Origin of the sequence: Leptolyngbya sp. Heron Island J, assembly GCF_000482245.1 — a bacterium.
Lineage (GTDB): Bacteria > Cyanobacteriota > Cyanobacteriia > Phormidesmidales > Phormidesmidaceae > Leptothoe.
Genome location: NZ_AWNH01000100.1, coordinates 1 through 15,895 on the forward strand (window position 1 = coordinate 1; position 15,895 = coordinate 15,895).

General features: G+C 47.9%; 15 protein-coding genes. 7 read left to right on the forward strand and 8 right to left on the reverse strand.

Translation table 11 applies throughout. The annotated features are described in order from the left end of the window. From N836_RS65740 to ppk2, 4 genes are all read left to right on the forward strand, one after another. Window positions 1-389, forward strand: a 389-nt coding sequence (locus N836_RS65740; protein WP_023071803.1) for a transposase, incomplete at its 5' end; no start/stop codon positions are given. Between the two features lie 212 nt (window positions 390-601). Further along, on the forward strand, window positions 602-904 hold the full coding sequence (locus tag N836_RS65745; protein WP_023075694.1) for a type II toxin-antitoxin system HigB family toxin: 303 nt from the start codon (window positions 602-604) through the stop codon (window positions 902-904). A 75-nt stretch (window positions 905-979) separates the two neighbouring features. Further along, window positions 980-1,387, forward strand: coding sequence for a helix-turn-helix domain-containing protein (locus tag N836_RS65750; RefSeq protein ID WP_023075695.1), 408 nt, complete (start codon window positions 980-982; stop codon window positions 1,385-1,387). Between the two features lie 739 nt (window positions 1,388-2,126). Next, entirely contained in the window at window positions 2,127-3,176 is a 1,050-nt protein-coding gene (gene ppk2, locus N836_RS0139305) for a polyphosphate kinase 2 (RefSeq protein WP_081716982.1), read from the forward strand. A 46-nt stretch (window positions 3,177-3,222) separates the two neighbouring features. Here ppk2 and N836_RS65755 read toward each other — a convergent pair whose 3' ends face one another. Continuing rightward, window positions 3,223-4,839, reverse strand: a complete 1,617-nt coding sequence (locus N836_RS65755) for an ArnT family glycosyltransferase (protein WP_023075697.1) — start codon at window positions 4,837-4,839, stop codon at window positions 3,223-3,225. A gap of 205 nt (window positions 4,840-5,044) precedes the next feature. On the opposite strand from N836_RS65755, the gene N836_RS65760 reads away from it, so the two are divergent. Beyond that, entirely contained in the window at window positions 5,045-5,734 is a 690-nt protein-coding gene (locus N836_RS65760) for a hypothetical protein (RefSeq protein WP_200867470.1), read from the forward strand. A 158-nt stretch (window positions 5,735-5,892) separates the two neighbouring features. Here N836_RS65760 and N836_RS65765 read toward each other — a convergent pair whose 3' ends face one another. Next, window positions 5,893-7,632, reverse strand: a complete 1,740-nt coding sequence (locus N836_RS65765) for a diflavin flavoprotein (RefSeq protein ID WP_023075699.1) — start codon at window positions 7,630-7,632, stop codon at window positions 5,893-5,895. Between the two features lie 215 nt (window positions 7,633-7,847). On the opposite strand from N836_RS65765, the gene N836_RS65770 reads away from it, so the two are divergent. Together N836_RS65770 and N836_RS65775 are read left to right on the forward strand one after the other, a co-directional pair. Continuing rightward, entirely contained in the window at window positions 7,848-8,402 is a 555-nt protein-coding gene (locus N836_RS65770; RefSeq protein WP_023075700.1) for a hypothetical protein, read from the forward strand. Continuing rightward, window positions 8,399-8,785 carry a hypothetical protein gene (locus N836_RS65775; protein WP_023075701.1) on the forward strand — a complete coding sequence of 129 codons (387 nt, stop codon included), beginning with the start codon at window positions 8,399-8,401 and terminating at the stop codon, window positions 8,783-8,785. The genes N836_RS65770 and N836_RS65775 overlap by 4 nt, the downstream gene beginning before the upstream one ends. 509 nt (window positions 8,786-9,294) lie before the next feature. On the opposite strand, the gene N836_RS65780 is transcribed toward N836_RS65775, so the two are convergent. From N836_RS65780 to N836_RS65805, 6 genes are all read right to left on the reverse strand, one after another. Then, entirely contained in the window at window positions 9,295-10,986 is a 1,692-nt protein-coding gene (locus tag N836_RS65780; protein ID WP_031293952.1) for a hypothetical protein, read from the reverse strand. A 20-nt stretch (window positions 10,987-11,006) separates the two neighbouring features. Beyond that, a complete protein-coding gene (locus N836_RS65785) occupies window positions 11,007-11,399 on the reverse strand; it encodes a hypothetical protein (protein WP_023075703.1) in 393 nt (130 codons plus the stop codon). Window positions 11,400-11,401: 2 nt separating this feature from the next. After that, window positions 11,402-12,226 (reverse strand): RAMP superfamily CRISPR-associated protein, encoded by an 825-nt coding sequence (locus N836_RS65790; RefSeq protein ID WP_023075704.1) that lies wholly within the window; start codon window positions 12,224-12,226, stop codon window positions 11,402-11,404. Between the two features lie 51 nt (window positions 12,227-12,277). Beyond that, window positions 12,278-13,435: a type III-B CRISPR module-associated Cmr3 family protein gene (locus N836_RS65795; RefSeq protein ID WP_023075705.1), complete on the reverse strand. Its 1,158-nt coding sequence runs from the start codon at window positions 13,433-13,435 to the stop codon at window positions 12,278-12,280. A gap of 16 nt (window positions 13,436-13,451) precedes the next feature. Then, window positions 13,452-15,227 carry a type III-B CRISPR-associated protein Cas10/Cmr2 gene (locus N836_RS65800; protein ID WP_051394688.1) on the reverse strand — a complete coding sequence of 592 codons (1,776 nt, stop codon included), beginning with the start codon at window positions 15,225-15,227 and terminating at the stop codon, window positions 13,452-13,454. Window positions 15,228-15,437: 210 nt separating this feature from the next. Continuing rightward, the coding region (locus N836_RS65805; protein WP_023074714.1) for an IS630 family transposase at window positions 15,438-15,895 on the reverse strand (458 nt) is incomplete at its 5' end.

Below are 15,895 nucleotides of genomic sequence, written 5' to 3' on the forward strand. Positions count from 1 at the left end.
CTCTGTTTTTTCAAGCCTTAGCTGCGCGCTATCCTAATGCGGACAAAATCCAGGTTGTGCAGGATAATCTCAACACCCATAATGTCAGTTCTTTCTATGAATACCTGACGGCTGAGGAGGCCTTTGCCCTTGCCCAACGGTTTGAGTTTCACTACACCCCAAAGTCAGCCAGTTGGCTCAATATGATTGAGATCGAGTTTTCGGCACTGGCTAGAGGCTGTTTGCATCAGCGCATTCCCACACAAGACCAATTAGAGCAAGCGGTGCTCGCCTTGGTGCAAGAACGGCATGACCAGCGTATCCGCATCCATTGGCAATTTTCAGTTGAGGCCGCACGCGATAAATTTCAGAAGCATTATGTCAAAATTCGAGAAGATAAGACTCTCTAAAATGGTAGAAAACTTACTTTCCAGTGTGCTTAGGTGTCTGTGCCTTTTGATTAGAATCTTGCGAGCAACTTCGCAATTTGCTAAGATTGTAAAGCTCGGCATAATCATGTGACTATGCGATTTCAAGCAACCAAGTGGTCAGTTATGTAGAGTAACCAAGTGTTTACGTATCCTCTGGAGGTTTACTGTGTCCTGCTCTTGTTCAAGTAGTTATGCACATCATCACCCGTTCTCGTCTTGTAGGGTTTTGGGAGAAGCATCCTGAGGCCAAGACTAGTTTGCTTCTTTGGTATAAGCTAGCAAGCGCTGCTGATTGGCAGAACTTTGTAGAAGTACGTGAGGTCTTTTCCTCTGCTGATCAAGTTGGAAACTTTACAATCTTCAATATAGGAGGTAACAAATATCGACTAATTACTTTTGTGGATTATACATACCAGAAGGTTTTCGTTCGTCATGTTCTTACTCACGGAGAATATGACAAGAATAATTGGAAGAAAGACGATTGGTATGAGTAGATGCATGGCAGGTTGCTGCTTGCTAACGGACAAGGAAGTATATCATCGGGTTGCCGCTGTTACGGGCGAGAAACTATGTTTACAACCGAACCTAATAGTTATGTTGAGCTTCTGCAAAAGTTTCCACCTCGTCCGATTAAGTCAGAGGCAGAGCTTCTTGCAGTTCAAGAGATTATTGATACTTTGCTTGACTCTGGTGAGATCACGCCAGAAAAACAAGACTATATCAATGTTCTGGGTATTCTTATCCATGAATATGAAGAAAAGCACGTATCAATTCCAGATTTAAGTGGTATTGAATTGCTGAAAGCATTAATTAATGAGTTTGATCTTAAGCAAAAAGATTTAGTTCCTATTTTCAAAACTGAGTCAATTGTGTCTGCAATTCTTAATGGTCAGCGTAAATTTACTGTGGAACACATTGAAAAATTAGCTGATTTTTTCAATGTTTCTCCATCTGTCTTCTTCAGTCGATCACCGTGACTGATCCATCGGTTGATTACAAATAATGTTGATTACAAATAATATAGAAACACCTAAAAATTCAAAAAAAATCAAATGCAGATGAACGGTTGAAAGGCGCTGGATTTAGTTCGAGTTTTTCTGCCGCTGCTGACTGGTATTTGACGTTCTTCTACTTCTCTTTCTGGATTCAATTTCCTCTTGTCGGTTGGTGGATGCAGCGCACCAAAACGCAGAGCGTGGAAGTAAGCGATAGCAATCTAACATAGTTCCTAGGCGGACGGATTGGAAATTCTAGACCGGATATTTGCCAAGAGACTGACCGCCCACGTTAGGTGTCATTTGGAACCGACCTTCCGCCAATGAAATTCGAAGTGGGGCAAGCTTTGGTTCTATGGTCATAGTTATCGTTATTGAGCAACACTGCTACGGATTTAACCGTTTACTGCTGGTCGAGATAGCGAACGATGTCTACCTCTAAGGGCACCCAATTCGGAGCAGCCACTATGGGCTTGCGGGCTAACAGGTAGTCAATTTCTTGCTACAAACGTGCCAGGGCTCTTGTGAGTAGAGGGATAACAGCATCGGTTATAGCAGCTAAAACCAGTGTGCTAAGGATCATTAGGGGTATTGCGATCGCACAAAAACGTTACATTTTTATTTTTCTTTTTTCACAAGTATTTAGAGTAGCCTAAGCTCGCTCAATCGTTCAAGTATGGGCGCGTATGCTGACAACCATAGAGATATTTTGGGACATGCTATGGTTAAGCCAAACGCTAAGGAAACCGTCAAACCGGCCGGTACTAAGCGGGCCAAAGAGACCGTTAATCCACCCAAAGTTACTAAACAGAAGTCGATAAAAGATAGAGCTGCCAAGCGCAAAACCCACAACAAGAAGGGTAACACTCAGCCAGTCAAACAGATCGCCACGATTCCTATGGCCAAATCAGCAAAGACGACCAAGAAGAAACCGGCCAAGCATGACAAAACCCAAAATAATCGATCAACTGAATCTAAAAAAGTAAAACACAAGACCAAGTTGAGTAAGTCTTTTTACCAGGCGGAACTGCAGCGGCTGCAGCTGGAACTGGTCAAAATGCAAGAATGGGTCAAGCATGCCGGGCTTAAAGTTGTTGTCATTTTTGAGGGACGAGATGCCGCTGGTAAGGGCGGTGTGATTAAGCGGATTGCTGAATGTCTGAACCCGCGCGGTTGTCGTATTGTTGCATTGGGTAAACCCACAGATCGAGAAAAAACTCAGTGGTATTTTCAGCGCTATGTTAGCCAGCTACCTGCGGCAGGAGAGATTGTTCTCTTTGATCGTAGCTGGTATAACCGAGCGGGGGTTGAACGAGTTATGGACTTTTGCACCCATAGCGAATACACCGAGTTTATGCGCACCTGTCCTGAATTTGAGCATATGCTCCAACGCTCAGGCATCATTCTGGTCAAATACTGGTTTTCTGTTAGTGACAAAGAACAGGAGCGTCGGTTCCAAGACCGGATTAATGACCCCACCAAGCATTGGAAACTGAGCCCGATGGATTTAGAGGCCCGTGCCCGCTGGGTTGAGTATTCTAAGGCCAAGGATGACATGTTTGCGATGACTGATACTAGCAATTCACCCTGGTATGTGGTGGATGCCGATTATAAAAAAAGAGCAAGGCTTAACTGTATTAGTCACTTGCTTAGCCTGATTCCTTACGAAGAAGTGCCGTATCAGCCCATTATCTTACCCAAACGACAGGGAGCCATTCATTATCGACGCCCGCCCAAGGACACCCAGCGCATGGTACCTGACCAATATTAATGACTTCTTAAGTCTGTGACGTAGGGGCACTCTCTGGGGAGTGTCCCTACGGAGTACGATACAGCACCTGCCAACGACCGACCCGTTCCATCTGGGGATAGTTAATTTTGACCCAGTTCCACCGGGCAGGCAGCTCGCCTGAAATCACCAGTACTGATGGATCACTCATCAGCCGACGTAAATAGCGATTATCCCTGGGACTATCCAGGCGAATCCAACGGCTTGGCCAGTTTTGTGGGGCTGGAAGACGGGGCTCACCAACAATGCCATCGTCAATGGTAATGGTGTCTTTATTTAGGGTAAAGGCTAGCGAAGGTAGCGTTTCGTTATAGACCAATACGGGTAAGCTCTCTAGCTGCCGTTGTTGAATGACCTGTGAGATCACATCAGTGCTCTCTTTCCAAGCGCCGTTGGCCTGGGTGTAGTAACCGCTATACAACAACAACATAAACGATGGCACCAGTACTACAGCCACCAGTCGAATTCTGACCCCAGCTCGGATAAATCGATATAATAAAACTACTAATGTTAATGTCCCCAGGCTGGTAATTGTTATGGGCCAGGTAGCCCTTAGTGGCTGTCCGAGGATTTGATACCCCAAAGGAACAATCAGGGCTAGCATCCCCAGACAGCCGTAAATTTGGGCAAACCAACGACTATAGGTCCACACTTGTTGGGTGGTGAGAAACTGTTGCCAATAGCTGACAAGAATTGAAAAACCAGACACTATTGGCAACAGGCCAGCGAGTGAGGCACTGGCGGTAAGCGTATAAATTATCAGCGGTAACGCTAGCCAAGAGATGCACACTGGCAAAACGTTAGGGTTCTGCCACACGGCACCGTTGAGATTAGGTAAAACAATAAACCACCAGGGTAAGGTGCCCAATCCAAAGCTGACTACATACTGCCAGCGAGGATGCATCGGTGTGCCCCCAAAGAGCGTTTGCCAAACTGTCTGATGGATAAATGCCCAGAAATCGGGGACGTGATGACTGGCGTGAACAAACCAAAAACTAGTCAGTCCTAAACCTAGGATCAAGGCGATCAGACCATGACGCCAGTGCAGCCAGTAGTTACGAGGGCCAAAGATGAGTACATAGGCCCCAACGGTTGTGGGTAACACCAGACTGCGTAAACCGCTGCATAGGATGCCACCTGCGATCGCAATTGCCAGACCATAGAGCGCGACAGGCAACTTTTCGAGCTGATAGAGCAGCATGTAGTAAATCGCCGCCAGCTCAAAGGTGGTCAAAAATATATCAGCCGATAGATAGCGACTACAGACCAGCACCAGCGGGCATGACAGATAGATGAGCCCCGCAAACAAACCGACCTGGGATGAGCCAAACAGCCGCATGGCGATGCGGTAGGTGAATATGACCTGAACGACAATGCTGACTTGAACAAAAAATCGAGCCCCAAATATATTGACCCCCCAGAGTTTCATCCCCAGGCTGGTCAACCACAACGGCATCGGCAAATGGCTAAAGTCATTAACCCCCAGCAGCCGAGGATGCATAAAATTTTGCTGCGCCAGCATATCGCGACTGATGTCGGCAATCATGCCCTCAGTACCCGTGGTAATTACCCACAGATGCAGGTTATACAGCAGCAAAATCAAGACCACTGCCAACAGCAGATTTAAAGAGCGATCGGGTCGCATGGGAGGGTGGCAAACGGCAGACCCCAAACATTACACCATGGCAATTAAGTCCTCAAAACCGCTATGTGGCTGGGCAGCTATCACCACTGTTTAGTTGACAAAACTATACAATTAGAATTAAAAGTACATAAACGTGCAGCCAGTCGCTGAAATGCTCAAACTGCGGCTGTCTTCGCATTTCGAGACACTCGTTGGTTCACTAGCAATGACAATGACTATCGGCTTTTCTAATCAGCCTATGCTGCGTTTAAAGCAGTACACGTTAGATGTGCAAGATCTGCGTGGGGCCTGGCATGTTCGACACGGTATCTTCGGCCATGTCTTTTCAGGTATCTACACCCGGATTGATCAAATCTTTGGCCTGTGGGGCGGTCTGGCGCTATTAATGTTTACCTCCGCTCAGGTATTACATATGAGTTGGCAGCAGATGGCAATCGCCTGGTCCGGTCTGACGGTAGTGGCCATCGTCAGTATGGTAGCCATGGTAAGGTTCTGGGCTCAGGTGGAACGGCTCATGTGGCTGGTGTATAGCTGGGCGGTGCTGATGTTAGTGGGCACTGCCATCACTAACTGGGGCGTGTTTGGCTATGTAGGACCCATATTGTTAAATCTTTGTCCGCTGTGGTTAGGGCTGTGTGCCATTGGCCATGGGCTCACTGGCTGGGGTATTCGTTCGCGTACATTTTTAGCGCTGACAGTGGTGCATGCGATCGCAACGTTCACCATTACCCAGCTCGGCTCCTGGCAATATGCGGCCACGGGATTGATCATCGGTGGCAGTCTATTGTTGTTAACTCAGCTCCAGTGGGATATGCGTCCTCCCATTGAATATGCCGTCTTAACTGAGCAACAGCAGGCATTTAATCAGCAACAACAAGCACTGCGAGCTAGTTAGCTCACAGCAGTTTTGCAAACACCAAGACTAAATGTGCCAGCCGCTGCTCCGAAACTCGGAGCAGCGGCTGGCACAAAAAATTATGATCCAATACTACGACGCTTGATGAGTCGCCATCTATCTCGCGTGGTCATCACTGTGACGATCACGCAAGATAGTTAGTAATAGTTACCAATCTTGCGATGGTGAACGGCTGTAGTTGACTCATCTTTGGAAACTTTGCCATCTTCGACGGTGCAATACACCAGCCAGTGGTCAGTCAGCTCCATGCGAGTCGTCACCTTGCATTCCAGATAGGCCAGGGCATCGGCCAGAATCGGAGACTTGTTTTTTGCCGGACGGGTACGAATGCCCGCAAATCGGTCAGCACCAGGGGGAAATCGCTTGAGGAAGTGCTTCATCAATGGCAGATGATTACCTTCTTCTAAAATGTTCAGCACAAAGGTATCGCCCACCTGCATCAGCGATTCGATGGCACGATCCTTAGCCACGGCAATGGTAAAGCCCAGGGGCTTGAAGCTAGCCTGGGAAATCCAGGAGGCCAACATAGCGCTGGTCACTTCGCCTTTAGCAGCAGTAATGATGTAGAGACCGCTACTGATGCGACCCAATGCTTTCTGCAAGTCTGCATCCAGGTTTTTAATCTTTTTAATTTTCTTGGCTTGAGCCAGTTCCTGACCCAGGTCGGTACCCGTTTCGTCACAGAGCTGGTAAAGCGCTTCGGAAGGCGTGTCTTTTACCCGAATGGGCTCAAAAGCAACTTTTAGGTCCAGATCCTGTAGCTTCGTGTGGAGGGTATCGATGGGCTCGTCATCACCGCCATAGGATTCAAACAAACCAAAGGCTTGCTTGTTGCTGACAGCAGCCAAAATTGAGCTGAGCGCAGTTTGGACTTCCTCGGCTCCCTGGCCTGTGGAGGGTGGCATCCCCAGCAAGATACCCTTGGCACGACCGACCAATTCAGTCACATCATGAGGATCAGCCAGCCGCATGTCCATCATTTCGACGGCAACGCCGGTTTTGGTAATGCCTTTAGCCAGGGCCTGGGAGATGCGATCGCAATATCCATAGTCCGACACATAGAAAATCGCCACCATATTTTCGGCTTTGCTTTTCTCATTGCTCCAGCGACGGTAGCGACCGGTCAGTTCCTCAAGGTTGTAACGAATCAGAGGACCGTGACCCACAGCAATGGTATTAATCTCCCCCAGCTTATCCATCCGCTTCATCGCAGAGATGACCGAGCGGGCATTAGGAGCCATCAAACACTCATAATAAAAACGAAAATCAGGAGACAGCGCCTCTAGATCTTTGTCAAACGTATCGTCAGTACAAAAGTGAGCCCCAAAAGCATCACAGGTGTAGAGAATGCCAGTCTTTTGATCGTAGGTGAAAATCGTGTCAGGCCAATGCAGGTTAGGTGCACTGACAAACTCCAGCACATGGCCATTACCCAGGTCTAGAGTGTCACCACTTTTCACCAGCTGAGACTTAAACGGCTGGTGTACCAAGTCTTCCAAGAATTTGACCGCAACTTTTGCACCGACTACGACCGCCTGAGGAGCCAGGTCCAATACATCCTTAACTAGACCACTATGGTCCGGCTCAGTATGACTAATAACGATGTAGTCAATTTCCTTAGGATCAATCAGTCCCTGCAGCGCATCCATATAGAGCTGCTGAAACTTGGCGTGGGACGTATCGATTAGCGCCGTTTTTTCCCCACGCACCAAGTAAGAGTTGTAAGTTGTCCCATTCTGCAAGCCAAACTCAATATCAAACCGGTCTCGGTCCCAGTCCAAGGAACGAATCACAGTAGTATTTTCAGTAATCTCACCTGTAGTAATCGTGAGACGCTTTTCAGCAGGTTTTGCAGAACTAGGTGCAGCTACAACCATGGGTTACCTCTATGGGGTGTCCTAAAACACGCAACTTTAACAACATATATGTTGCTTTAGTTTATATTGTGTCTCAAAACATTAACGTTGGCTACCAAAATTTAAGCTGATTCCTTAATAGGAAAAAACTTGATTGCTGGCTAAGATCGCACTCTCTGAAATGTCTCCTAATCGACTAAACTGATGCTGCTCTTAGCCAGACTGGTAAGCAGTGTGTGAATCAGCCACAATCAAACTCAGATCAGATCCTCAATCTTGCAGATTTACAGAAAGGCCTGCCTGCGATCACACCTGCCTTCGGAGCAGCCTTGGCAGAAGCTTGTGCAGTGTGTCTAACTGAGCAAGCCCATAAACAAGGCATTGAGCTGCAGGTCGAAGGTGATTTAGCAGATACCTTTCAGCTTTTCTGGCCCACCGTTACAGACCAGATGAAACGCTGCTGGAACGATGAAGAATACGCGACAGAGCAAGCTGCCTATGGCGTTACGTTGATGGTGATACAGCGCCTCACGGACTTTACGGTTGTTGAAAGGGCTCGTCGAGGCACTGGATTTGATTATTGGCTTGGCACCTCTGCAGAATCTACTGAAACGCCTTTCCGCAAATCTGTTCGTCTTGAAGTTTCTGGGATTCGACGTGGGAGTCAACGGCAGATTCGTAGCAGAGTTAAACTGAAGCTGGAGCAAGTCAAGCCTACGGATGACCTGGCACCGGCTTATATTGCCGTTATTGAATTTAGCCAACCCTCAGCCTGGGTTGTGAAACGATGAGTAAAATTCAAGAACTACATCAACAAGCCATGGATTTAGCCGAGCAGGCTGACCTGAAAAAGCTAAATGGTGATGTGACCCAGGCTAAAGCGTTCTTACGACAAGCTCTAATTTTAGAAGCCGAAGCGGCTCAATTAATAGCCGAGGATATGGCTGCTGAACCAACACGTTCGGTACTCCATCGTAGTGCAGCAACTCTAGCAATTGAATGTGGTGAGCTGCAGATGGCGGAGAAACTGATTGCTGTTGCGATCGCAGGCACCCCGCCTTTAGATATTGCGGAAGAACTCAAGGACCTGTTTATCCAAATCAATCTCCGTAAGTACCTTGAACGACGGGGTGTCCATTTAGCAGAGGATCAACTACAACTGTTAGCCTGCTAAAAAGGAGGCTGAAGTGGTTTGAGTCACTCCCAATAAGTGGAGTACTTGGGAGACTGCACATCAAAAATGATGACCAGATGATCGTAACGTCCCGATTACATTCAGTACAAGGTTACTATGTGCGCTAAAACTACAGGGTTTTAATGGTCGTTAACGTCCACTTATGGGCCAACTTGAATTGCGAACCTATGAATTCCCTAGATTTCCTAGCCTTTTACCTAATCCATTAACTTTTGCACTCTTCCACAAAAATCAACCAAAGAATAAGGGTTTCAGCATTATTTTATCAAGATATAGCCTAGCTCAATCACCCAAGGATTTATACAGCCTTAAAGCCTGATTTAGAGACTTCGGACTACGTCTTTTCGCAAGCTGCTGTGGTGTCATAAATAGCAATATCAGGATTTCAAAATGTTAGACCACGCTGAATAGATAACATTACTGGTTGGGGCATAGAGATCGCACAAAGCAACACAAATATATTCCTAAAACAGCTCTTACCAGAATAGTTAGCGTGACGACACTGGCCACAGCTTCTTAAACTGAGTCTGTTGATTTTCTAAGAAATATAGAAAATCTTGGGCTTCAGATAGATTACCTGGAAAGATTGTGAGTAGCTCAAAACACTCAGGACGAGGCACAGGAATGCGCTTCTTAGGATTGTTTGGGTCAACCTTGAGCCGAATCCAAGGATACATACGATGCCAGAGGCGACCAACCTGACCCATTCTACCGGTCAGATCAGATCGATAAATCGAGCCTTCACGGATGCTAGCGACACGATCCGCTCGACGATAGGGACCATGGAGCCATTGCACGGCTTCGCTGTCTGCTTTTTCCTGGGCCAGACGCCCCCATACTTGAACTTGGCTGGGATGCCAGGCTTCTCGCCAGTTAGCGGGATTGCCAGGCGTGTGTCCTTGTAGTGTCATCCATTCTCGTGCGGCCTGGCGGACCTGGTCGACGTAGGAACCGACTTGTTCCAGCTGATGGGCACGGGTATCAACGGTTTGGGCACGGGCACCAAGCCATTCCCAATGACAGCCAATCAGGGGTTTGTTACTGTCGTCATAATAGTCGGGATAGACCAGACGGTGATCGGCCCGTCGCCAGGATTTGCCAAAGCCACCCAGCATCATGGCAAAACGGTTTAAGGCTCTGATTAATTTAGTGAGGGCAGCTTTTTGGGCTTCAGGCAGAGACTGGGTAAGCTGCCAGGTGAGAAGGCCTTTGACTCGATAGACGGGCTGCCGGTAGGAGCCTTGACCAAACTCATCAAGGTCTAGAGATTCTTCGGTAAAGGCCATGCTGAGGAGACCAACTTGGCCAGCACCACGGGTGATGCCGCCAAAGAGTTGTTCTACAATGCGGTCGACGGTGTCGCCATCGGTGAGACCGCCAAAGATACGCAGGGCATGGCCACGAATGGCAGCGCGGAAGACGTTGGGTCGAAATTCACCTGTGCCGTCGATCAGCTTGGCGGCCTGTCCCTGGCCTTTGAGGCGGGTTTGATAGAGAATCTGGCCAGCTGCTTTGGTGGGTTGACCGTACCCAGCGCTAACGCGGCAGCCCAGCCCAGAAGCAATCGCCTTTTCCCAGATACTCCAGATGGTTTCCCATTCCCTATCTTCTAAGGACTCGGTACTGGAAATGCCAAACTTGAGTGCTGGCTTATAAAGAGAGACTTGGAAGAAGGCGCTGGAGCGTTTGTTAGATTTTACCTGGTTATCTTGTTGGGGATGGATGATATCAAGCAGCTGATCAGTCCAGCGAGTATCAGTGGGATAGCCTCCATGGAAACGTAGGATGCCAGGCTTAAAGTCTTTTTTAGAGAGTTCTTGACCACAGTAGCGAGCTGCTTGAGCAGGGTCACAGGCCTGACGGAACAGACCTTTCATACTACTACCGGGATAGAAGGGCCAACCTTTAGCACCGACTACGGGGCGGATGATACCGTCGTCCTGGCCACCGTTGGTGACAAATCGCCAGGATAGATCGTAGGTGCGAGTTTGGACTTCGTCACTAAAAGCAGGGGCGTTGGGATAGGCTTTGATAATCCATTCGTCTACCCAGCGCTCGGCATCTTGCTCATCGGCATCGCTATAGCGGAGGTCCCGGATGCGTTGCAGTTGACTGCGTCCGTTGACCTGTGCCCGAAACATCATCGGGACTTTTTTGTGGCCATCTGAAAGTGTTGTCATGGGAAAGTTTTGGAGTGGGCTTACTTATATCGTTGGGTCCACCAAACAATGGAGTCACAGAGCTGGGTTAAAACGGCAAGAGAGACTCGCTGATCTTCGGTACTAATGTTCCAAAGCTTTTGAGACATCACCTGGATCTGTTTGGTATTCTCCGGCTCGACTTTGTCATTAGGTAATGTAATACCGGCCTTGGCCATAACTTTGACCAGCTCATTCCAGGTTTCTTTCCAATAAAGGGCTTTGTCTTCTTCTCTACCTTTTAGGCGTAAATGTTCTCCCCAAAAGCGCTCCAGACCATAAGGAACCGCCATGCGCATTTTATAGGACTGATTAAGAGATTGTGGATCACGCTCTCTAGCCATAAGTACCAGCTTTTGAGCGCATTGATCTAAACCGTAGGATTGCCAAGCCATATTTAATACTCTCCCTGTAGTGTGACATTGCAACGACCAAACCCGATGGACTCTAGACCTCCAAAGTACATTTCTTTTTCCTTCTCATCATCAAACGGCTTCCATCCTGTTTCTTTCAAAGCGATAGGAAAAACCATAATGCTACTTTCTGGTAAAGCTTCCACATTAAAGAATGCGCCGGTAGCTACTTTCTTCTCTTCGGAGTCGAGTCTGACTCGACTTTGACGATACAGGGCCATGTCGTGGATCATGGCGATGTCATTGTCATCGACGACAACAACGCTATCTTTGCGAATACCGACGTCTTCAGGAATCCAGGGAGTTAAATCCGCTGTGTTCTCAATTTCAAGAAAGCCGAGATTAAAGAACAAAACTTTGCTGTTAGTATCGACAGGTCGAGCCTGTAGGTTTTGAGGAGCGGTGTAGGGTGCAGGAACTTTTTGCTCAATGCCGGTAATTTGTTTATATCGACGTAGGAGCCAGGGACAGCTGACCCAAACAATGGGTTGACCAGGACAGAAAACGGGTAGCCAGACGAGGGAGGCATACTCAAACTTGACGAGTGCTTCAGTGGTACCGCCGTCTGCTTGACCCTCAACGACTTCGTGGCCATACCAATGTTGTTCGTTTTGAGTTTGCTCATTCTTCTTTTTTTCATTGCGCATATCGGCGCGGAAGCGGCCTCGGATAGAACTACCGGGGATAATGCCAGTTTGGGTGAACTGATCGCGGAAGATGAGATTCAGGTTGCCGGTTTCTTCACCAGCGCTAGCACCAACGTGGACAGGTGCTAGGGTTTCTAAGATGCCGTAGGCTTTTTTGTACATAGGAAGATAGTAAAAATGGAGGACGGAGGGCGGAAGACGGAAAAAGGGTGATTAATTGGCGATCGCACTCTCTAAAGGCAGTGCTAATCCACAGCCCCAACGTTTGAGGGAAGGTCCTTCCTGAGGGAACCAGGCTTCTGGCCATTTTTGCCAGGTGTTGTGGTTTTCGGGAAATGCTGTTTTCAATACGTAGACGCTACCGGCAGGCATGGCATAGCGCCCCCTGGATAGCCGTTTTGGGGGTTGAGACCGTTTGGGTTTACCAGTCTCGTCTAATGCTGACTTAGCATCACCCAGACGATAGCGAAATGGGGATGGGCGTTTGGTCAATAGCCCATCCACCTGCCATTGGGTTGATAGGTCACTATCAACGTCATCTAGTTCGTGGCGTTGTTTATCACCTTTCTTTAGCTCCTGTGGATAGCGATAGGACAGACGATTAGAACCCCAAATGGCGGGTGTAATCAGGGCAAAGCTACGCTCAATTTTGGTGTCTAATAAAGTCTTCGCAGTATTGCCTAAGTCATCACAGGTGATTTCTACCATGTGACCTTCACCGCCAAACCGGTACCAGCCATCTGTTAGTTTTAAGTTTGAGAGATAAACCAGGCAAGCTTCGGGATGAAGCTGAACACTGTTCTCTAAAAACAAACTGCCGCGTTCGCGATCTGTATCAACTTTGCGCTGATCTTTAAGGAGATAGGGATGTAGGTGGGGGGCAAACTGCCAGGGCTCGCCATAGGTTGCAACTGCCTTAGAAGCCTCAACATTACCTGTAGAAATTGTTTCCCAATCGCTGAGCTTTATCCAGGCACCTGAACTAAACTTTTTATCAGGAGCTTCATTAGAGGAGTTGCGCCACTGGATATCAGTGTCTGAATGCCAGGCTAATCGATCTTCAACCACAGCTTCAGGGATTTGGGTCTTTTCTAGATTAGGTTTGAACTTGGCCAGTAGACTCATGGGGGCAGGCACACAGAAGTCTTGTGGGTTAGACTGCCATCCCCAAAAGGGGCCAGCCACCTGCAAGTCTCTTAACTCATCGGATTGAGTAGAGCTATAGTGGTAGGCGAACAAACCCGAGACAGTGGCAGCACTGGGGGGAAAATGAGAACCTGAACGACCCACCAGGTTCTCAGGGGAGAGAAAGCGCCCGGAACTACCGTAAAGTAGACCTAAAGGCTTAACAGTGATGAGGTATTTGAGCATAATTGTGAGCAACTAGCTAAGCAGCAACAGCTTGAGGCTGTCTGAGGGGACGGTTGAGATGGAAACCTACTTTGGCCAGACTGATGACCCAACTGTTGATGGCATGTTTGACATACCTATTTTCAGGCAGTGGTTTGCCATAGTCTGGATCGTTGGTGTCGGTAATGATAAAGCGAGTTTGATTACCTAAAATACCTGCGGCCACTAGGGTTTCATGATCATCATATTGATTCCACCAATAGCCTTCGTTGAGGATAGTGTTCTCTTCTCCGAAGTAAATCTGGAAAAGAGACTTTGCCACGTCAACTTGATTGTCGTTTTCAACACCAAAGGCATGACGACCTTCGAGCATGGCGACGTCGTTGTAAAAGCGTGCCCATGCTTGTTTAGGCTCAGAAATGCCTAGTCGATTTTGGGTGATATCGATATGCCCTGCTTCTAATACCCACCAAGGGCATATCCATTCCAGGTGGTTGCCACCATTGAAGAGGATGCGGAAGGCAATGCGATCGCGACCACCTTGTTTAGCAGATTGTTCTGCTGTGTGGCAGTGTTGTAATACGTCTCGTTGGGGTACATCCGGGGCGGCCCAGACAAAACCGACACTGGCAGTAATGGGTTTAGGTTCATCGGCTCTATATTGAAATGTTTTGCCAGAGGGAGCTTGCAACGTTTCTCCCTGCCAGAGGTTGCGATTAAAGTGTTGAAACCATTGCCAACATTCGGTTGGCTGTAGCTGAGAGTCTTTCTCATACAGCACCCCTAGAAAGTCGTCACCACCGGCATAGATCATGCGACCTTGCCCAAGTAGATAGGTTTGCTCAGTATCGCGGATAGCGTTGCCCCATTCACGCATTTGAGAGCTAAACGCGACTAGTTCATCAGGCCCGCTATGGCGTTTTAGGTAGTTGCCAGCGCTGTCGCCATCACCTAAAAACCAGCCAGTCCAATATTTAGGCTCTTGTGGTTGACTAGGCTTTCGGTCTTTTTTCTTAAGACGGTTTAGATCTTTAAAGGTTGTAGGGTTTAACTCTTGGGCTATAGCCAGCAGTCGGACTTTTTCTTCTGGGCTGATGACCGAGCGACTACGTTCTTGAAAGTTTTCAAGGACAGCGTTTGCAATAGTTTCATGGGTCACCATGCGTTTGATTAGTTCAGGGACGCTTAGTTCTTCATCAGGGTCTATAAAGGCCTCTCCTAAGAGGCTACTTAGAGCTTTGTAGAAGTCGTTGATTTCTCTTTTCTGGGTTTGATAACCGGTTTGGCGAGGGTTCATATAACCAAGCTTGTGCCAGGCGATGCCATCAGCTCCTGAGAGTGTTGAGCTTTCACCAGTCCAGTTGATACCGGTCCAGGCACGGGATTGTTTTTGATCGTTGAGACGTTGTCGAGCCGTAGGAATATCTGGACCATGGGCTCCATAAAATTCCCAGGCGTACTTGATCCATAGTCCCCATTCGCGTTTCCAGCAGTACTGAAACTGGGGAGCCGAGTTTTCTATCCATAGACGACAGGCATGTACTACACAGCCCCAGGCTTGGCTAAATGCTTTTTCTGCTTGGTGTAGGTCAAAGATGCCGTCAATGATTATCTGGTTGGGCATTCCCTGGGTCACGTTAATTAACGCCGGAGATTTGACGTAGTACCCATGACGGTCGGCAGCTTTACAAATGGACCAGGCAAGAAAGGATAGTAGGTAAGAGCTACCATAAAGGTCACGGAGTTTACGTGACTTTTCAATAAATCCCTGAACGGGGGCGAAGGTAATCGCAGTGTAGCGGTCTGTCATCATCAATTCTGGATGAACTATCAGGTATGCTAGCTGGGGTTGGAAGATGCTGTTTCCAAATTCAAGATGTGCTTAATTTACGGACAAATGTCCATGTAGCATCCTTTACTTGGATATTTAAATCAGGACAATTTGGATTGTCTTAAGGTTTGTCGTTTGGAAGAAGGAAGTTCCAGAGCCCATCATCATAGATATGCGATTTATACCAATTCTCTATATACCAGCTACAGATAAAGCCTCTAGTATGGACGCTCGTCCAGTAATGGAGGCAATCGTATCGTTGGTTAAGGCAACTAATTGTTCTCGAATAAGCGCTCGGAGTTCATCTAAGGTTTTCGGTCGTGTCCACCGCAACCGTTTTTTGAGGTATTGCCAGACTTGCTCAATCGGATTGCATTCAGGCGAGTGAGCCGGTTGAAACATTAGAATCAGGTTGTCCGGCACCGTGAGTCGTTTGGCCTTGTGCCATCCGGCTTGGTCCACTTGGATAATCAAAATACTGTCGGCATATTCCTTGGCCACGAGCTTAAGAAAGCACTCAAAACAGTCGGTGTTGCAATGAGTGAACTCATAGAAAAAGTGCTCTCCGGTCGCCGGTTCAACCACCCCGTACAAGTAGGTGGCTTTGAACGTCCAATGCACGTTACCCACCGGCTTGACGCCACGGGCCG